Source organism: Streptomyces sp. NBC_00503 (assembly GCF_036346895.1).
Taxonomy (GTDB): Bacteria; Actinomycetota; Actinomycetes; order Streptomycetales; family Streptomycetaceae; genus Streptomyces.
Genome location: NZ_CP107855.1, coordinates 7125025 through 7143435, shown reverse-complemented (window position 1 = coordinate 7143435; position 18411 = coordinate 7125025). Strand labels below are relative to the sequence as shown.

General features: G+C 69.4%; 15 protein-coding genes. 8 read left to right on the top strand and 7 right to left on the bottom strand.

What is annotated here, in order from left to right:
- Window positions 1–25 precede the first annotated feature (25 nt).
- The 5 genes from OG490_RS32550 to OG490_RS32530 all read right to left on the bottom strand — a co-directional run bounded on the left by OG490_RS32550 (window position 26) and on the right by OG490_RS32530 (window position 8313).
- Window positions 26–1957: an amino acid transporter gene (locus tag OG490_RS32550; RefSeq protein ID WP_330299848.1), complete on the bottom strand. Its 1932-nt coding sequence runs from the start codon at window positions 1955–1957 to the stop codon at window positions 26–28.
- A 77-nt stretch (window positions 1958–2034) separates the two neighbouring features.
- Entirely contained in the window at window positions 2035–2820 is a 786-nt protein-coding gene (locus OG490_RS32545) for a GNAT family N-acetyltransferase (protein ID WP_330299847.1), read from the bottom strand.
- Window positions 2821–3209: 389 nt separating this feature from the next.
- On the bottom strand, window positions 3210–3869 hold the full coding sequence (locus OG490_RS32540; RefSeq protein WP_330299846.1) for a hypothetical protein: 660 nt from the start codon (window positions 3867–3869) through the stop codon (window positions 3210–3212).
- Window positions 3870–3988: 119 nt separating this feature from the next.
- Window positions 3989–6139, bottom strand: a complete 2151-nt coding sequence (kdpB, locus tag OG490_RS32535) for a potassium-transporting ATPase subunit KdpB (protein ID WP_443065901.1) — start codon at window positions 6137–6139, stop codon at window positions 3989–3991.
- Between the two features lie 290 nt (window positions 6140–6429).
- Window positions 6430–8313, bottom strand: a complete 1884-nt coding sequence (locus OG490_RS32530; RefSeq protein WP_330299845.1) for an APC family permease — start codon at window positions 8311–8313, stop codon at window positions 6430–6432.
- Between the two features lie 236 nt (window positions 8314–8549).
- Here OG490_RS32530 and OG490_RS32525 point away from each other — a divergent pair, with 236 nt between their 5' ends.
- The 8 genes from OG490_RS32525 (at window position 8550) to OG490_RS32490 (ending at window position 17562) form a co-directional block, all read left to right on the top strand.
- Window positions 8550–9308: a DUF4118 domain-containing protein gene (locus OG490_RS32525; RefSeq protein WP_330299844.1), complete on the top strand. Its 759-nt coding sequence runs from the start codon at window positions 8550–8552 to the stop codon at window positions 9306–9308.
- A gap of 98 nt (window positions 9309–9406) precedes the next feature.
- Window positions 9407–9562, top strand: coding sequence for a hypothetical protein (locus OG490_RS32520; protein WP_330299843.1), 156 nt, complete (start codon window positions 9407–9409; stop codon window positions 9560–9562).
- The gene (gene kdpF / locus OG490_RS32515; protein ID WP_330299842.1) at window positions 9559–9648 is read left to right on the top strand and encodes a K(+)-transporting ATPase subunit F; all 90 of its coding nucleotides are present in this window, start codon (window positions 9559–9561) and stop codon (window positions 9646–9648) included. The genes OG490_RS32520 and kdpF overlap by 4 nt, the downstream gene beginning before the upstream one ends.
- Window positions 9649–9654: 6 nt before the next feature.
- Window positions 9655–11319, top strand: coding sequence for a potassium-transporting ATPase subunit KdpA (kdpA, locus tag OG490_RS32510; protein WP_330299841.1), 1665 nt, complete (start codon window positions 9655–9657; stop codon window positions 11317–11319).
- Window positions 11316–13421 carry a potassium-transporting ATPase subunit KdpB gene (gene kdpB, locus OG490_RS32505; protein WP_330299840.1) on the top strand — a complete coding sequence of 702 codons (2106 nt, stop codon included), beginning with the start codon at window positions 11316–11318 and terminating at the stop codon, window positions 13419–13421. Before kdpA ends, kdpB (OG490_RS32505) begins: the two co-directional genes overlap by 4 nt.
- Before the next feature lie 6 nt (window positions 13422–13427).
- On the top strand, window positions 13428–14144 hold the full coding sequence (locus tag OG490_RS32500; RefSeq protein ID WP_330299839.1) for a potassium-transporting ATPase subunit C: 717 nt from the start codon (window positions 13428–13430) through the stop codon (window positions 14142–14144).
- Window positions 14145–14268: 124 nt separating this feature from the next.
- Window positions 14269–14958 carry a response regulator gene (locus tag OG490_RS32495; protein ID WP_330299838.1) on the top strand — a complete coding sequence of 230 codons (690 nt, stop codon included), beginning with the start codon at window positions 14269–14271 and terminating at the stop codon, window positions 14956–14958.
- Window positions 14959–15018: 60 nt separating this feature from the next.
- Entirely contained in the window at window positions 15019–17562 is a 2544-nt protein-coding gene (locus OG490_RS32490) for a sensor histidine kinase KdpD (RefSeq protein WP_330299837.1), read from the top strand.
- A 76-nt stretch (window positions 17563–17638) separates the two neighbouring features.
- Here the strand turns inward: OG490_RS32490 and OG490_RS32485 are convergent, their stop codons facing one another.
- Window positions 17639–17971: a winged helix-turn-helix domain-containing protein gene (locus OG490_RS32485; protein ID WP_330299836.1), complete on the bottom strand. Its 333-nt coding sequence runs from the start codon at window positions 17969–17971 to the stop codon at window positions 17639–17641.
- Window positions 17968–18384: a hypothetical protein gene (locus OG490_RS32480; protein ID WP_330299835.1), complete on the bottom strand. Its 417-nt coding sequence runs from the start codon at window positions 18382–18384 to the stop codon at window positions 17968–17970. The genes OG490_RS32485 and OG490_RS32480 overlap by 4 nt, the downstream gene beginning before the upstream one ends.
- Window positions 18385–18411 lie beyond the last annotated feature (27 nt).

Here is an 18411-nt window from a genome sequence, read left to right as displayed (position 1 = left end):
CGACTCGTCCCCCTGCACACCGGGGTCAGCCGGCGTGGACGTGGGGGCGGCGGGCCCGGTCCGGTTCGGCTTCGCGGATGACCTCGCGGGTGACGGGGGCGACTTCGCCCTGGCCGAAGAGGAAGAAGCGCAGGAAGTTGGCCATCGGGTTGCCCTCGGTCCACTCGAAGTAGATGTGGGGGCGCTGGCCGGTCTCGTCGCGTACGTACAGGAGGAGGGCGGCGAGGGCGTTGGGGATGGAGGAGCTCTCCAGGGTCAGGACCCGGTAGCGGTCGTGGAGCACCTCACCGCGGACCCGCATGCCGGACTCGAACTCCGACGCGTCCAGGACGGTGACCTCCACGAACATGACGTCGTCCTCGGACGGGATGTCGTTGTCCGCGCGGATCTGCTGCTTCTTCTGCCGGTACTCGGCGAGGTCCCGGCTGTCGGGCTCGTTGGCGATGAAGCGGATCGTGCGGTTGGAGGTGTCGCGGATGAAACGGGCCGCCATGTCGTCGAGCTCCACGTGCGTGACGCGCAGTTCGAAGACGCGTGCGAGACGGGAGAGGAGGGAGAGGGCCATGATGCCGGCGATGAAGCAGGCGCCGATCTTCACGCCGTCGGGGCGCTCGACGACGTTCACGGCGGTGGTGTAGACGAGGACGGCGGAGATGACGCCGAAGCCGATGGTCCAGCCGCGCTGACCTGCTTTGCGGGCGGCGATGGTCACGGCGACGGCCGCCGAGGTGATCAGCACGAGGACGCCGGTGGCGTACGCGCCGCCCTGGGCGTCGACGTCGGCGTTGAACAGCCAGGTGACCAGGAACGCGATGAGGGTGAAGACGATGACCATCGGGCGCAGGGCGCGGGCCCAGTGCGGGGCCATGCCGTAGCGGGGCAGGTAGCGCGGCATCAGGTTCAGCAGGCCGGCCATGGCCGAGGCTCCGGCGAACCAGAGGATGAGGATGGTCGAGACGTCGTAGACGGTGCCGAAGGCGGAGCCCAGGTGCTCGTGGGCCAGGTAGGCCAGCGCGCGGCCGTTGGCCTCGCCGCCCGGCTTGAACTGATCGGCCGGGATGAGCAGGGTGGTGATGAAGCTACTGGTGATCAGGAAGACGCTCATGATCACGGCGGCCGTGGTGAGCAGCTTCTTGGTCCCGCGGATCCGTCCCTCCGGCTTCTCCGGGGTGTCGTCCGCATCGCCCTGCACGTGCGGCATGACCGCGACGCCCGTCTCGAATCCGGACATGCCGAGCGCGAGCTTGGGGAACACGATGAGCGCGATGGCGATCATCATGAACGGGTTTCCGTGCTCGGTGGTCAGCGCGTCCGACCAGTCACCGATGACGTGCGGCTCGCTGATCACCTGCCACATGCCGACCCCGATGACGACGACGTTCAACGCGAGGTACGAGGCCACCAGGACCACGGCCACGCCGATGGCCTCGCTGAACCCCTTCAGGAACACCGCGCCGAGCAGGGCGACGAGGATCAGGGTGATCAGTACCTCGTGGCCGTGGAGGGTGGAGGTGAGGTGCGGGTTCTCCACCATGTGCGCGGTGGCGTCGGCCGCCGAGAGCGTGATCGTGATGAGGAAGTCGGTCGCCGCGAACCCGAGCAGGGTCAGGACGAACAGCTTGCCCTTCCAGAAGGACAGCAGCCGCTCCAGCATGGCAATCGAGCCCTCGCCGTGCGGGCTCTCCTCCGCCACCCGCCGGTACACCGGCAGCGCACCGAACAGCGTGAGCAGGACCAGCACGATGGTCGCCACCGGCGACAGCAGTCCGGCGGCCAGCGCCGCGATACCGGGCTGGTAACCGAGGGTCGAGAAGTAGTCCAGGCCGGTCAGGCACATGACCCGCCACCAGGGGCGGCCCTCGTGTGCGGTATCGGCGTGGGACTGCTGCTTGGGGCGGTCGGTCAAGCCTTCCAGCAGCCACGCGCGCAGGCGTGAGGTGCGGGCAGGGGTGGCCATCGTGGGGGGCTCCTGTCGTACGGCAAAGAATCAGCCATCGGCGTCGACGGCTGAGCAAGCGTACGCAGCCTGATCACTTATGCCCGCAGTTGAGCCAATCCTGACGCGTCCTTAACACGCACCCTCCCTGTGGCGTAGTGGACGTACTCCCGTTGCAGCCGGAACCCCGCCTGCCAGGCCAGCAGACGGCTGGGCCGGTTGTGGCGGGAACAGGACCAGCTCGGCATCCGGCCGCGAGCCGCGATGTCCTCGCACAGTGCGTTCACGCAGGCCAGGGCCAGGTGCTGACCGCAGTGGCCGGGATCGGCGTGGACGGCGACGTCCTCGTACCGGCTCCCCATGAGGTACGTACATGCCACCGCGAGCAGGCGTCCGCGCTGGAACGCGCCCCAGGCGGCGCCCGACCCCGCGAGTCCGTGGGGCCCGCCCCACGTCGCATGGATCCAGGAGGCCTCGGGCGGGAGCCCGGCCAACGCCGGGGCGTCCTCGGCCGTCAGTCGCCGGACGGTCGCACCGCGCGGCGGCCGCACCTGCAGTGGGGGTTCCTCCTGGACGTAGACCATCCACTCGCGTGGCTCGACCCGGGAGAGGACAGCGCGCATGGCCGGCGCGAACTGTTCCGGAGCCTCGACACGGGTCACCGCGAGGGAGGCCAGAACGCTCGACGGGAGCTCGTCCGGATCGCCCCGCAGGACGACGCGGTCACCGCACGAGACGGCGACGACCCGGGGAGAGTCGGGCCGGTCGGCCCACCAGAGCCCGTTGCCCGTGGTCAGGACGTGCTCGGCGAGAGCCGCGACTCCCGAGGCGCCGACAGGAAACCAGCGGGCGAGGGCGGGATGGCGGGAACGCCTGAGCTCCATCACGTGCATGCCTCCTCTCAGGGCAGAAGACGGAGGGCGGGGGCGGCCCGGACGGGGGCCGCCCCCGCCAAGGAGCCGACGAGGTGTGGATCAACACCGGCTGTCCATCCAACTGCCCCGCCGGGCGGTACCCAAGGGCTCATACGGGCAATTGACGCCACCTTTACGGAACCCCTCCGAGGCGGCGTCTCAGCGTGATCGCGCTGACGCCGAGCAGTGCCAGACCTGGTCTCCGCCGTCCGGGATGGAGATGCCGCTGAACACGCTGAAGGTGACGTGGGACGAACTTGCCTCAGGGATATCCGAACAAGAAATGATCACCTGTCGATTGGATATGACCGCACTCACAGTCGACTGGCCCGGAACAGAATGTTCCGGCGAACCTCCGGCTATTTTCGGCCAGATTCCTTGGCGGAAAGGGTGTTGAGCAGTGCGGCGCCTCGTTCGGCGTCGTCGACACTCACTGCGAACTCGACGCCTTTGCGGGGGCGGATCACCAGGCATTCGCCCGCACGGAGCATGACGGTCGTGCCCAGCCCGCTGAGGCGGTAGCCCCAGCCGCCCACCTGCGCGGGGGTGCGGACCTCCATGCGGGCCGAGTCGATCTCCCCCGCCGGCCAGCGTCGTCGCGGCCAGCCGAGCGGCCCGAAGGCCACCTCCAGGCTGGAGTCCGTCACGCGCGCCTGCACGGAGGAGCAGAAGAGCACCAGGACGGAGGCGATCGCGAACGGTGCGATCAGCGTCCACTGCAGGCCGATCAGGCCGCAGGCGGCCGCCAGTACGCCGGCCGCGGCCACCAGGCCCGTGAGGGCGGCGGTCAGGTGGAGCCAGGGGTTGGCGGTGCGGGAGAGCCAGACGAAACGTTCCCCCTCGGGGATCTCCATCACCCCGCCGGCCGCGTCCGGACCCCCCGGAACGCTGTGCACCCCGCGCCGCCCGGCCAGCCATCCGAGCAGGCCCGCGGCCACCGCGGCCACGGCTGTGATCGCGACCCCGGCACCCACCGACCCGGCGTCCCTCCAGTCGGCCCGGTCCAGATTGGCGCGCACGATCGAAGCCTGTGCGCCGGCCAGGAACACTCCGCCGAAGCGGAGCGGCGCATCGAGGTGCGGGTACCCGGCGGTGATCCGGCTGGCGAGCCTCTCGACTGATGAGCCCCTGACGGGCTTCAGCCGAGGCCGGGGACGGTGGATACGAAGAGGTCGATGAGCTTGATGCCGACGAACGGCAGGACCAGGCCGCCGAAGCCATAGACTGCGAGGTTCCGGCGCAGCAGGTCGTGGGCGGAGGCGGGCTTGTAGCGGACGCCGCGCAGGGCGAGCGGGATGAGGGCGACGATGATCAGGGCGTTGAAGATGATCGCCGAGGTGATCGCTGAGGTGGGGCTGCTCAGGCCCATGATGTTGAGCGCGCCGAGTCCCGGGTAGGCCGCGGTGAACATGGCCGGGATGATCGCGAAGTACTTGGCCACGTCGTTCGTGATGGAGAAGGTGGTCAGGGCGCCTCGGGTGATGAGGAGCTGCTTGCCGATTTCGACGATTTCGATGAGTTTGGTGGGGTTGGAGTCCAGGTCCACCATGTTCCCGGCCTCCTTGGCGGCCGAGGTGCCGGTGTTCATCGCCACGCCTACGTCCGCCTGCGCCAGGGCGGGCGCGTCATTCGTGCCGTCGCCCGTCATGGCGACGAGCTTGCCGCCCGCCTGCTCCCGCTTGATCAGCGCGAGCTTGTCCTCGGGGGTGGCTTCGGCGAGGTACTCGTCGACTCCGGCCTCGGCGGCGATGGCCCGGGCCGTCAGTTCGTTGTCGCCGGTCACCATGACCGTACGGATCCCCATGGCGCGCAGCTCCGCGAAGCGCTCCCGGATGCCGTCCTTGACCACGTCCTTGAGGTGGATGATGCCGAGGACCCGCGGGCCGTCCCAGTCGTGGACCGCCACCAGCAGCGGGGTGCCGCCGGACTCGGACACCGCCGCCGACCACTCGGCGGCCTCGGCCGGAACGGTCCCGCCGCGTGCCACCACCCAGTCGCAGACCTGCGTCACCGCGCCCTTGCGGATCGCGCAGCCGGCGCCGTTGTCCCAGCTCAGGTTGACGCCACTCATTCGGGTGCGGGCACTGAATTCGGTGAAGCGGGGGTTGCTCAGATCCTCGGCGGCGGCCGGCTGGAGCCCGTACTGCAGGGCCAGGGCCACGACGGAGCGGCCTTCCGGTGTCTCGTCGGCGAGGGAGGACAGCTGGGCGGCGTCCGCGAGCTTGACGTGGTCCACGCCGGGTAGCGGGATGAAGGCCGCGGCCTCGCGGTTTCCGAGGGTGATGGTGCCGGTCTTGTCGAGGAGGAGGGTGTTGATGTCGCCGGCCGCCTCGACGGCACGCCCGCTCATCGCGATGACGTTCCGCTGGACCAGGCGGTCCATACCGGCGATGCCGATCGCGGAGAGCAGGGCGCCGATCGTGGTGGGGATGAGAGTGACGAGGAGGGCGACCAGGACGGTCGTGGACTGGGCGGTGCGCGCGTACGCGGCCATCGGCTGGATGGTGACGACCACCAGGATGAAGATGACGGTCAGGGCGGCCAGCAGGATGTTGAGCGCGATCTCGTTCGGGGTCTTCTGCCGGGTGGCCCCCTCGACCAGAGCGATCATCCGGTCGATGAAGCTGTTGCCGGGCCGCGAAGTGACCCGTACGACGATCGAGTCCGACAGGACGGTCGTACCGCCCGTGACACCGGTCCGGTCGCCGCCCGACTCCCGCAGGACCGGGGCCGATTCGCCGGTGACGGCCGACTCGTCCACCATCGCGGCGCCGTCGACCACGTCCCCGTCGGCCGGGATGAGCTCGCCCGCCTCGACGAGGACGAAGTCGAAGGGCTGGAGCTCGGCCGGGGCCACCGCCTCGGTCTCGGCGCGCCGCAGGTTCGTCCCGTACGTCCAGTGGTTCAGCCGGAGCGCGACCGTGTCCGTACGGGCCTTGCGCAACGACTCGGCCTGGGCGCGGCCGCGACCTTCGGCGACGGCCTCGGCGAGGTTGGCGAACAGGACCGTCAGCCACAGCCAGACGCTGATCACCCAAGTGAAGACGGACGGGTGGACGAGCGCCGAGAGCGTCGTCAGGACCGATCCGACCGCTACGACGAACAGCACCGGCTTCTTGACCAGTTCACGCGGGTGGAGCTTTCCGACGGCCTCACGCGCGGAGGCTGCGAGGAGCTCGGGCTCCAGCATGTTCACCTGGCCGGAACGCTTCCGGGACGGGCGGTTGACCGGGGTCCGCGGAGGGGTTCCGAGACCCGGGGGAACGTGCTGCGCGGTGGCGGGAGCCATGAAAGGACCTTCTGGTGAGTTCGGCTTCGGCAAGACACCCCTGCCGGCAAGCCGGGCAGGGGTGCTTGAGAGAGGGGTGTCGCCGCCGGGGGACTACTCCATGGACCCCCTCGGCCGTCATGTGAGTGATCGAGGCCCCCCGGCAGCGCAACAAGCAGGAAACTACCGCCCGATGCCGAGCTGTCCCCCATCAACGCGGAGGAATTGGCGCCGTCTTGACGGCCGCGCACGAGATCCGTCAAGCGTCCGTCAGGGGTGCGTCAACGCAGGTCAGCGCGGTTCACTGCACGTCAGCGCACGTCGTCGGTGATGCGGAAGCGCAGCCGGCAGATGACCGCGTCGGTGTCGCGGCGTACCGCGTGGGCGACGACGGAGCCGCGCTGGTTCTGCAGCATCCGCTGCCACAGGTGGGCGGGTTCGGTCTCCGGGATGAGGACGGTCACCTGGGTGCCCGGGTGCGTCTGCGTCAGCTCGCGCACGTATGCCGACACCGGGCGGCCCAACGAGCGGGTGACGGAGGGCACCTCGACCAGTTCGACCCCGGGCTTCCACAACTCCCAGTCCCGTCTCAGGGCTTCCGCAGCCTGCTGGTCCTCGGGAGTCGGGTGGGTGACGGTCACGGCGAGGACCTCGTCGCCGAGCGAGCGGGCGGCGGTCAGGGCCTGGCAGGTCAGTTGGGACAGTCCGGAAACCGGTACGACGACCAGCGAGCGGGAGCGCAGGGGCGCCTGCGGGATGCGGCCGAGCTCCAGGCGTTCACCGATCTGGGCGTAGGCACGGTGGATCTTCTCGAACCCGAGGACGATGAGTGGCAGGGCGAGGACGATCAGCCAGGCGCCCTCGGTGAACTTCGTGGCCGTCACGACCACCGCCGAGACACCGGTGAGCAGCGCGCCGAACCCGTTGAGGGCCGCCTTGGCCCGCCAGCCCCGGGGACGTTCGCCGCGCCAGTGCCGGACCATGCCGACCTGGCAGATGGTGAAGCCGACGAAGACGCCGATCGCGAAGAGCGGGACGAGGGTGTTGGTGTCGCCGCCGGAGAAGACGAGCAGGGCCGCCGAGACGAGTGCCAGCCAGACCACACCGTGGCGGTGCACCTGGCGGTCGGCCTTGAGGGCGAAGACGTGCGGCAGGAAGTTGTCGCGGGCCAGCAGGCTCATCAGCACCGGAAGCCCGCCGAAGGAGGTGTTCGCGGCGAGCGCGAGGAGCACCATGGTGGCGAACTGGACCACGTAGAAAGCAGCGTTGTGACCGAAAGACGCGTCCGCGAGCTGAGCGAGGACGGTGACCCCCTCGACCGGCTGGAGGTGGAAGCGTCCGATCAGGACCGACAGGCCGATCAGCATCACACCCAGCAGGGCGCCGAGCGCCACCTCGGTGCGCTGAGCACGGCGAGCGGCCGGGGCACGGAAGGACGGCACGGCGTTGGCGACGGCTTCGACGCCGGTCAGGGCGGAACAGCCGGCCGCGAAGGCCTTCAGCAGCAGGAGCGCGCCGACCGTGGTGGCACCGTCCCCCAGGGCGGAGGCGTGCCCGGAGGCCGAGGCGGTGCTCACCGGCCCGTCGCGGAACAGGCCGACCACGACCATCGCGAGGATGGACCCCACGAACACGGCGGTGGGGACGAGGAAGGCCTTGGCCGAGTCCACAACCCCCCGCAGGTTCACCGCCGTGACCAGGACCAGCACCCCGAGGCAGATCCACACCCGCTCCGGGTAGAGCTCCGGGAAGGCCGAGGTCAGGGCGGCCACGCCGGCCGTGACGGAGACCGCCACGTTCAACACGTAGTCGAGGATCAGTGAGGCCGCGGCGACGAGGCTCGTACGTCGGCCGAGGTGCCTCTTGGCTACGGCGTACGATCCGCCGCCGTCCGGGAACGCTGCGATCACCTGCCGGTACGAGGCCACCAGGACGGCCAGCAGCGCCGCGATGGCCAGGGTGACGGGGAGCGTGAATCCGAGGCCGTAGGCGCCCGCCGCCGCGAGGACCAGCACGATCGACTCGGGCCCGTAGGCGACGGAGGCCATCGCGTCGAGCGACAGCGCGGCGAGGCCCTGGAGCGCGGTCAGCCGGTGCGGGTCCTCCGCCCCCTGCGTCCGTGCGCCGGTATCAGGAGGTTCCTCCGTGCCCGGCGTCTGTCCTGCCGTCGTCGACTTTTCCATGTGCATGGTCATCTCGCTCGTTCCTCCGTTGGACAAAGTGAGGACAGCGTCCGGACGGCGCGGCCGGATGACCAGTGCTCTTGGCGCGATCCATACGGCTGCCGCCCCACTCTTCGCGCACTCCTTACGCCGGGACCGGCGCGTCGTATGGGATGCGTCAAGACCTCGCTGGGGTGCGTGACTCCCCCTGCGGCGGGGGCAGGCTTGCTGTGGGGGCAGGCTTGCTGTGAGGGCACAGGAGGCATCACATGTCCGGGTACCGACACCGACTCCACGACCGCGCCGTTCTGCTCGCGGCGCTCGTGGCCCCCTTCCTCGTAGCGCTGGCGCTCGTGCCGTTCCGCGGAGATCTCTCGGCGACCAACGAGGCTCTGATCATGGTCGTCGCCGTGGTCGCCGTCGCCGCACTCGGCACCCGGGCGGCCGGCGCCCTGGCCGCGCTTTCGGCGGCCGCCTGGTTCGACTTCTTCCTCACCAGGCCCTACCAGCGGTTCGCCATCGCCGACGGCGACGAGATCCAGACGGCCGTCCTGCTGCTCGTCGTCGGGCTGATCGTCTCCCAGCTGGCCGTACGCGTGCGCCGGCTCCAGACGGTCGTGGTCACCGACGCCTCCCACCTGTCCAGCCTCCAGGGCACCGCCCGGCTGTCCGAGGACGGCGGCTCACCGGAAGCCGTGGTCGAGTACGTACGGCGCGAGCTCGTCGGCCTGCTCGGCCTGCGCGCCTGCCGCTTCGAGTACGGGACGCTGATGGGGAGCTTGCCCAGGCTTGAGCACGACGGCAGCCTGTGGCTGCGCCGCGGCGGCAGGATCACCCAGTACGCGGACTGGCCGGACGGAGAGACGGAACTGCGGGCCGTCGGCGGCGGCCACTACTACGGCCGCTTCCTCCTCGATCCACTGCCGGACCGGCCCCTGCCCCCCGAAGAGGCCCGCCTGGTGGCGGTCGCGCTGGCCGCGCAGGCGGGCGCCGCTCTGGACACGGCCGGCCTCTCCCACCAGGGCTGACCGGCGGTTGACCGGCGATTCACGGCCCCTGGCGTAAGTGCGGCGTTAAGAGTTCCCTGGCGGCCGTATGGACACCGTCAAGGCCTCTTAACGCCGGGATGAAGACACGGTTATCTCGTCATCGGCCGTCTGGCCGATTCTTTTCTTCCCTCTTCATCCAGGAGCTCACGGTGGCCGATCTGGCCTTCGTCGTCACCACGGTCGCGGTTTTCGCGCTGGTGGCCCTCATCGCCCGGGGGGTGACCAAGCTGTGAACGCCGAAAACATCATCGGCCTCGTCGTGGCCGTCTCCCTGCTCGGATACCTCATCCTCGCCCTCGTGTACCCGGAGAGGTTCTAGCCACCGATGAGTCCCGTTCTCGCTGGTGTGCTCCAGCTCCTCGCACTGATCGCCGCGCTCGCACTGGCCTACCGCCCCCTGGGCGACTACATGGCCAAGGTCTACTCCTCCGAGAAGCACTACAAGCCGGAGAAGTGGATCTACAAGGCCGTCGGCGCCAACCCGTCGGCCGAGATGCGCTGGCCCGCCTACTTGCGCGCCGTCCTCGCCTTCTCCGCGGTCTCCGTCCTCTTCCTCTACGGCCTCCAGCGGGCCCAGGGGATCCTGCCCGGCTCGCTCGGCTTCTCCGCGATCGACCCGGACCAGGCCTTCAACACGGCCGCCTCCTTCGTGTCGAACACGAACTGGCAGTCGTACTACGGCGAGCAGGCCATGGGCCACGTCGTGCAGACCGGCGGCCTGGCCGTTCAGAACTTCGTCTCCGCCGCCGTGGGCATGGCCGTCGCGGTCGCCCTCGTACGGGGCTTCGCCCGCTCCCGCACCGGTGAACTCGGCAACTTCTGGGCCGACATGGTCCGCGGAGTCGTCCGGATCCTGCTGCCCATCTCGGTGATCGGCGCGATCGTCCTGGTGGCGTGTGGTGCGATCCAGAACTTCGCCGGGATCCACGAGGTCGGTCAGTTCATGGGCGGCTCGCAGCAGTGGAACGGCGGCGCGGTCGCGTCGCAGGAGGTCATCAAGGAGCTGGGTACGAACGGTGGTGGCTACTTCAACGCCAACTCCGCCCACCCCTTCGAGAACCCGGGCCCCTTCTCGAACCTCTTCGAGATCTTCCTGATCCTCCTCATCCCCTTCTCGCTCACCCGCACCTTCGGCCGCATGGTCGGAAACCTGCGCCAGGGCTACGCGATCCTCGCCACGATGGCCACCATCTGGCTCGGCTTCACCGCGCTGATGATGTGGACGGAGTTCAGCCACCACGGCCCGGCGTTGGACATCGCCGGCGGGGCGATGGAAGGGAAGGAGACCCGGTACGGCATCGCCGCATCGTCGATCTTCTCGGTCGCGACCACGCTCACCTCCACCGGCGCGGTCAACTCCTTCCACTCCTCCTACACCGGCCTCGGCGGCGGCATCCAGCTGCTGGGCATGCAGCTCGGCGAGATCGCGCCCGGCGGCGTCGGCTCCGGCCTCTACGGCATGCTGGTCATGGCGATCATCGCGGTGTTCATCGCGGGCCTGATGGTCGGCCGGACCCCCGAGTACCTGGGCAAGAAGATCGGCACCCGCGAGATCAAGTTCGCGGCGCTGTACATCCTCATCACCCCGGCCCTGGTGCTGTGCTTCACGGCTGCGGCGATGGCCCTGCCCACGCCGGCCAACTCGATGACCAACAGCGGGGCGCACGGCTTCTCCGAGATCCTCTACGCCTACACCTCCGGCGCGAACAACAACGGCTCCGCCTTCGCGGGTCTGAACGCCGACACCCAGTGGTTCAACTCGACGATCGGCATCGCGATGCTGCTCGGCCGCTTCCTGCCCATGGTGTTCGTCCTGGCGCTGGCCGGTTCGCTCGCCGAGCAGAAGCCCGTCCCCGAGACGGCGGGCACCCTGCGCACCGACAAGCCGCTCTACACCGGCCTGCTCGTCGGAACCATCCTCATCGTCACCGGTCTGACCTACTTCCCGGCCCTCGCGCTGGGTCCGCTCGCCGAAGGGCTCGCATCATGAGCACCGCCACACCTACGAGGGCTCCGCACCAGGACGTGCCCACCGGACACAAGCCGGACAGCGGCCGCGTGGGCGGCGGCCTCTTCGACCCCAAGCAGCTGCTGAAGTCCTTCCCCGACGCGGTGAAGAAGCTCGACCCGCGCGTGATGGTCAAGTCCCCGGTCATGTTCGTCGTCCTGATCGGCTCGGTCGTCACCACCGTCCTCGCCATCAAGGACCCGACCGACTGGTTCGGCTGGGCGATCACCGGCTGGCTGTGGCTGACCACCATCTTCGCCAACCTCGCGGAGGCCGTCGCGGAAGGCCGGGGCAAGGCCCAGGCCGACACCCTGCGCAAGGCCAAGACCGACACCATCGCCCGCCGTCTGACCAAGGACGGCATGGGTGAGGAGCAGGTTCCCGGCACGGAGCTGCGCATCGGCGACCTGGTCGTGTGCCAGGCCGGGGACATCATCCCGGGCGACGGTGACGTCGTCGAAGGCGTCGCGTCCGTCGACGAATCGGCCATCACAGGTGAGTCCGCTCCGGTGATCCGCGAGTCGGGTGGAGACCGCAGCGCGGTCACGGGCGGTACGAAGGTGCTCTCCGACCGGATCGTCATCAAGATCACGACGAAGCCCGGCGAGACGTTCATCGACCGCATGATCGCCCTCGTCGAAGGCGCGGCCCGGCAGAAGACGCCCAACGAGATCGCGCTCAACATCCTGCTGGCCTCGTTGACGATCGTCTTCCTCCTCGCGGTCGTCACTCTCCAGCCGTTCGCCATCTACGCGGGCGCCGAACAGTCGATGATCGTGCTGACCGCCCTGCTGGTCTGCCTCATCCCCACCACCATCGGCGCCTTGCTCTCCGCCATCGGCATCGCCGGCATGGACCGCCTGGTCCAGCGCAACGTCCTGGCCATGTCGGGGCGCGCGGTGGAAGCGGCGGGCGACGTCTCGACGCTGCTGCTCGACAAGACCGGCACCATCACCCTCGGCAACCGCCAGGCCTCCGAATTCGTCCCCGTCAAGGGCACGACGGAGGCCGAACTCGCCGACGCCGCCCAGCTGTCCTCCCTCGCCGACGAGACCCCCGAGGGCCGCTCGATCGTGGTCCTCGCGAAGGAGAAGTACGGACTGCGCGAACGCCACCAGGGCGAGCTCGCGCACGCCACCTGGATCGAGTTCACCGCCCAGACCCGCATGTCGGGCGTGGACGTGGACGGCAAGCAGACCCGCAAGGGCGCGGCCGGCTCGGTCATCACCTGGGTCAAGGAGCAGGGCGGCCACGTCTCCGACGACGCCGACCTCCTCGCCAACCGGATCTCCGAGGCGGGAGGCACCCCGCTGCTGGTCGCCGTCAAGGACGACAAGGGCGCCCGGATCCTGGGTGTCATCCACCTCAAGGACGTGGTCAAGGAGGGCATGCGCGAACGCTTCGACGAGCTGCGGCGCATGGGCATCAAGACCATCATGATCACCGGCGACAACCCGCTCACCGCGAAGGCCATCGCCGAAGAAGCGGGCGTGGACGACTTCCTCGCGGAAGCCACTCCCGAGGACAAGATGGCCCTCATCAAGCGGGAGCAGGCCGGCGGCAAGCTCGTCGCCATGACGGGCGACGGCACGAACGACGCCCCCGCCCTCGCCCAGGCGGACGTCGGCGTAGCCATGAACACCGGCACCTCGGCCGCCAAAGAGGCCGGGAACATGGTGGACCTGGACTCCAACCCCACCAAACTCATCGAAATCGTCGAGATCGGCAAGCAACTCCTCATCACCCGAGGCGCACTGACCACCTTCTCCATCGCCAACGACGTCGCGAAGTACTTCGCGATCATCCCGGCCATGTTCGCGGTGGTCTACCCGGGCCTCGACAAGCTCAACATCATGGGCCTCCACTCCCCGGAGTCGGCGATCCTGTCCGCGGTCATCTTCAACGCGTTGATCATCATCGCCCTGGTCCCCCTCGCCCTCAAGGGCGTCCAGTACAAGCCGACCAGCGCCGACAAGATGCTCCGCCGCAACATCGGCCTCTACGGACTCGGCGGCCTCATCGCCCCGTTCATCGGCATCAAGATCATCGACCTTCTCATCTCCCTCATCCCCGGAATCGGCTGATCTGCCATGAACACTTCCGTATCCAGCACCATCCGCCTGATCGGCGCGGGCCTGCGCGCCCTCCTCGTCCTGACCGTGATCTGCGGGGTCATCTACCCGCTCGCCGTCACCGGCATCGCCCAGGCCGCCTTCAACAACAAGGCCAACGGCTCCGAGATCAAGGACAAGAGCGGCCAGGTCGTCGGCTCCTCCCTCATCGGCCAGACCTACAACCTGCCGAAGAAGGACCCCAACGACGCGGAGGAAGCGTCCAAGCCGGACCTCAAGTGGTTCCAGCCGCGCCCCTCCAACGGTCTCGGCGCCAACAGCGTCAACACCCAGTACTCGCTGATCCTCTCCGGCGCCACCAACCGCTCCGCCGACAACGGCGCCGTCAACGGCAAGTGCACCGACCAGGCGGAGGAAGGCACCCTCTGCGCCCAGGTCACCGCCGCCAAGGCCGCCGTCATCGCCGACAACACGACCGCGTCCTACGCGGTCAAGCCCGAGGACGTGCCGGCCGACGCCGTCACCTCCTCCGGCTCGGGCCTGGACCCGGCCATCTCCCCCGAGTACGCCAAGCTCCAGATCCACCGCGTCGCCGAGCAGAACAAGCTCGACGTCAAGCAGGTCGAGAAGCTCGTCGCGGACCACACCGAGGGCCGGACGCTCGGCTTCATGGGCGAGCCCCGCGTCAACGTCCTCGAGCTCAACATCGCCCTGAAGGCACTGTCCAAGAGCTGATGTTCCACATCGCACGGTCAAAGAAGCCGGCGGGGCGCCGAAGCTCCCCCAGCCACCGCTGGGAGGAGCCCAGTGCCCCGCCGGCTTCTTGCCGTGCCCGCAACGAAGGAAAGGCTGCACACCGATGACCCGGGTGCTGGTAGTGGAGGACGACCCGCAGCTCGTCCGCGCACTGAAGATCAACCTCCAGGCGCGCAAGTTCGAGGTCGAGGAAGCCACGGACGGCAGCACGGCCCTGCGGCTCGCCGCCGCCCACAAGCCGGACGTCATAGTGCTCGACCTCGGACTCCCCGACATGGACGGTATCGAAGTCATCAAGGGTGTCCGCGGCTGGAGCAAGGTCCCCATCCTGGTCCTCTCCGCCCGGCACACCTCGGAGGACAAGATCCGCGCCCTGGACGCCGGCGCGGACGACTACGTCACGAAGCCCTTCAGCATGGACGAGCTGCTGGCCCGACTCCGCGCCGCCACCCGCAGACAGGAGCCGCTCGAGGCCGACCAGTCGGCCGAGGTCTCCGTCGTCACGACCGACGAGTTCAGCATCGATCTGATCGCGAAGAAGGTGCACCGGGGCGAGCGCACCGTACGGCTGACCCCGACCGAATGGCACCTGCTGGAGATCCTCATCACCCACCCGGGCCGACTGATCAGCCAAGGGCAGCTGCTGCTGGAGGTCTGGGGACCGACCTACGGGGAGAACACCAACTACCTGCGCGTGTACATGGCTCAGCTACGGCGCAAACTGGAGGCGGATCCCTCACACCCGCGCTATCTGATCACCGAGCCGGGCATGGGATACCGCTTCGAACCCTGATCCCCCGCACGAAGATCCACAGCAGAGCCCACACCACCAGCAGAGAAGAAGAGTCGGAACATGGGACGCGGCAAGCTCCGCATCTACCTCGGCGCGGCACCGGGCGTCGGCAAGACGTACGCGATGCTCTCCGAGGCGCACCGCCGGACCGAGCGGGGCACCGACTGCGTCGTCGGCTTCGTCGAGCACCACCACCGCCCGCGCACCGAGGTCATGCTGCACGGCCTCGAACTCGTCCCGCGGCGCGAGATCGCGTACCGCGGCTCCACCTTCACCGAGATGGACGTGGACGCGATCCTCGCGCGGCGCCCCGCCGTGGCGCTGGTGGACGAGCTCGCGCACACCAATGTGCCCGGCTCGCGCAACGCCAAGCGCTGGCAGGACGTCGAGGAACTCCTCCAGGCCGGCATCGACGTCGTCTCCACCGTCAACATCCAGCACCTCGAATCGCTGGGCGACGTCGTAGAGACGATCACCGGGGTCCGGCAGCGGGAGACCGTGCCCGACGAAGTCGCCCGGCGGGCCGACCAGATCGAGCTCGTCGACATGTCCCCGCAGGCGCTGCGCCGCCGGATGGCCCACGGCAACGTCTACAAGTCCGACAAGGTCGACGCGGCCCTCTCCAACTACTTCCGCCCCGGCAACCTCACGGCCCTGCGCGAGCTCGCCCTGCTCTGGGTCGCCGACCGGGTCGACGAGTACCTCCAGGAGTACCGCGGCGAGCACAACATCCGCTCCACCTGGCAGGCCCGCGAACGCATCGTCGTCGGCCTCACCGGCGGCCCGGAAGGCCGTACGCTCATCCGCCGCGCCGCCCGCCTCGCCGAGAAGGGCTCCGGCGGCGAGGTCCTCGCCGTCTACATCGCCGCCAGCGACGGCCTGACCTCCGCCTCCCCCAAGGAACTCGCCGTCCAGCGGACCCTGGTGGAAGACCTCGGCGGCACCTTCCACCACGTCATAGGCGACAGCGTCCCCGACGCGCTGCTGGAATTCGCGCGCGGGTGCAATGCCACGCAGATCGTGCTCGGCGTCAGCCGCCGCCGCTCCTGGCAGTCCGTCTTCCGACCGGGCGTCAGCGCCACCGTGGCCCGCGAGTCCGGCCCCGACCTCGACGTCCACATCGTCACCCATGACGAGGCCGCCAAGGGCCGGGGCCTGCCGGTCGCCCGCGGAGCGCGGCTGGGGCGCTCGCGCATCATCTGGGGCTGGGTGGCCGGTATCGCCGGCCCGGCTCTGTTGACCGTCCTGCTCAACCAGATCGTCCCCGACATCGGGCTCGCGAACGACATGCTGCTCTTCCTCACCTTCACGGTGGCGGCGGCACTGTTCGGTGGGCTCCTCCCTGCCCTGGCGTCGGCGGCCTTCGGGTCCCTGCTCCTGAACTACTTCTTCACCCCGCCGCTGCACGAGTTCACCATCTCCGACCCGAAGAACATCGTCGCCATCGCGATCTTCGTGGGCGTGGCCGTGTCCGTGGCCTCCGTGGTCGACCTGGCCGCTCGGCGCACCCACCAAGCCGCCCGACTGCGGGCCGAGTCCGAGATCCTGTCCTTCCTCGCCGGCAGCGTCCTGCGCGGCGAGAACTCCCTCGACGCCCTGCTGGAGCGCCTCCGCGAGACCTTCGCCATGCAGTCGGTCGTCCTCCTGGAACGCACCAGCGAAGTCGACCCGTGGACCACGGCCGCATCCGTCGGCACCGGCGCCGTCAGCCGCCCCGAGGACGCGGACGTCGACCTGCCCATCGGCGACAACATGGCCCTCGCCCTCACCGGCCGGGTGCTCCCGGCCGAAGACCGCCGGGTACTGGGTGCGTTCGCAGCCCAGGCAGCCGTCGTACTCGACCGCCAGCGCCTCGTCGACCAGGCCGAGAAGTCCCGGGAGCTCGCCGAGGCCAACCGCATCCGCACCGCGCTCCTCGCCGCCGTCAGCCACGACCTGCGCACCCCGCTCGCCGGCATCAAGGCCTCCGTCAGCTCCCTGCGCTCCGACGACGTCGAATGGTCCGAGGAGGACAAGGCCGAGCTCCTGGAGGGCATCGAGGACGGCGCCGACCGCCTCGCCGCCCTCATCGGGAACCTCCTCGACATGTCCCGCCTCAACACCGGCACCGTCGTCCCCCTGATCCGCGAGACCGACCTCGACGAGGTCGTCCCCATGGCACTGGGAGGCGTACCCGAGGACAGCGTCCTCCTCGACATCCCCGAAACCCTGCCGATGATCGCCGTCGACCGCGGACTGCTGGAACGGGCCGTCGCCAACATCGTCGAGAACGCCGTCAAGTACAGCCCCGACGGCCAACCGGTCAACGTCTCGGCCAGCGCCCTCGCCAGCCGCGTCGAACTGCGCGTCGTCGACCGCGGACCCGGCGTCCCCGACGAGGCCAAGGACCGCATCTTCGAACCCTTCCAACGCCACGGCGACGCCCCGCGCGGAGCCGGAGTCGGCCTCGGCCTCGCCGTCGCCCGCGGCTTCACCGAGGCCATCGGCGGCACCCTCACCGCCGAGGACACCCCCGGCGGCGGCCTCACCATGGTCATCACCCTCCCCATAGCGGGCAGCGCCCCGCCGGTCACGGCGGAACTCCCGACCTCGGCGGTCACCTGACATCGCGGCGACCGCCGACCAGGCTCGGTCCCGGCGATCGCCGGTCACTTCCCGTGGCCGGCGATCGTCGCTCGTCTCAGTGCAGTGGGCCCGCGATCGCGGTCAGCGCGGCGAGGTGGCGCTTGTAGGTGTCCAGTCCCTCCCCGGTCAGGCACAGCCAGGTCCGGGGCCGGCGTCCGACCTGCCCCTTCTCGACCGTCACCCAGCCCGCTTCTTCCAGGCGCGAGACCTGTTTCGACAAGGTGGAGTCGGTGATCTCCACGAGATCCCGGACGTAGGCGAACTCGGCCTTCTCCACGGCAGCGAGCGCCGCGACGATCGACAGGCGGACCGACGACTCCAGCAGGGGCGCGAGTCCGTGTCGCGGATGGGAACCCTGACCCGCACCCTTCGAGGCTTCCGGCGTCATACGGCGCGCGCCTCCCGCCAGGCCGCCACGGCGGCCGGCAGCGCGCACGCGACGGCGGCCACGGCCGCAAAAGCGATGCTGTCCAGGAAGACGGTGAGGCCGAGCACGAGGGCCAGGACGTAGGCGACCGCCCAGACGCCGATCACTCTGAGGTGGCGGCCGCCGTACCCGCGCGGGACCACGGGCTGCCGAGTCGCGAACAGGGACAACCCCATGACCACAAGGGCGTTCGCCAGCGTGCTGACGATGGTCCCCGTCGGCCCGTGCCACATCAGCACCGCCGGTACGAGCGCGAGCTGCCACACGGCGAACAGCCAGAGGTAGCCGGCGTACCAGCCACTCCGCCCCCTCGCGGCCGACTCGATCCGCGCGATCCCCTTCAACGATGCGACCGCATCGGCCTGTTCAGGCATGGCACACCCCTCCCGTCGCCGCCGGGC

What these genes read in the sequence shown, in the direction of transcription:
- OG490_RS32550 (WP_330299848.1), bottom strand. Translation starts at nt 1,957, where the DNA reads ATGGCCACCCCTGCCCGCACCTCACGCCTGCGCGCGTGGCTGCTGGAA.
- OG490_RS32545 (WP_330299847.1), bottom strand. Translation starts at nt 2,820, where the DNA reads ATGGAGCTCAGGCGTTCCCGCCATCCCGCCCTCGCCCGCTGGTTTCCT.
- kdpB (WP_443065901.1), bottom strand. Translation starts at nt 6,139, where the DNA reads ATGGCTCCCGCCACCGCGCAGCACGTTCCCCCGGGTCTCGGAACCCCT.
- OG490_RS32530 (WP_330299845.1), bottom strand. Translation starts at nt 8,313, where the DNA reads ATGACCATGCACATGGAAAAGTCGACGACGGCAGGACAGACGCCGGGC.
- OG490_RS32525 (WP_330299844.1), top strand. Translation starts at nt 8,550, where the DNA reads ATGTCCGGGTACCGACACCGACTCCACGACCGCGCCGTTCTGCTCGCG.
- OG490_RS32520 (WP_330299843.1), top strand. Translation starts at nt 9,407, where the DNA reads ATGAAGACACGGTTATCTCGTCATCGGCCGTCTGGCCGATTCTTTTCT.
- kdpA (WP_330299841.1), top strand. Translation starts at nt 9,655, where the DNA reads ATGAGTCCCGTTCTCGCTGGTGTGCTCCAGCTCCTCGCACTGATCGCC.
- kdpB (WP_330299840.1), top strand. Translation starts at nt 11,316, where the DNA reads ATGAGCACCGCCACACCTACGAGGGCTCCGCACCAGGACGTGCCCACC.
- OG490_RS32500 (WP_330299839.1), top strand. Translation starts at nt 13,428, where the DNA reads ATGAACACTTCCGTATCCAGCACCATCCGCCTGATCGGCGCGGGCCTG.
- OG490_RS32495 (WP_330299838.1), top strand. Translation starts at nt 14,269, where the DNA reads ATGACCCGGGTGCTGGTAGTGGAGGACGACCCGCAGCTCGTCCGCGCA.
- OG490_RS32490 (WP_330299837.1), top strand. Translation starts at nt 15,019, where the DNA reads ATGGGACGCGGCAAGCTCCGCATCTACCTCGGCGCGGCACCGGGCGTC.
- OG490_RS32485 (WP_330299836.1), bottom strand. Translation starts at nt 17,971, where the DNA reads ATGACGCCGGAAGCCTCGAAGGGTGCGGGTCAGGGTTCCCATCCGCGA.
- OG490_RS32480 (WP_330299835.1), bottom strand. Translation starts at nt 18,384, where the DNA reads ATGCCTGAACAGGCCGATGCGGTCGCATCGTTGAAGGGGATCGCGCGG.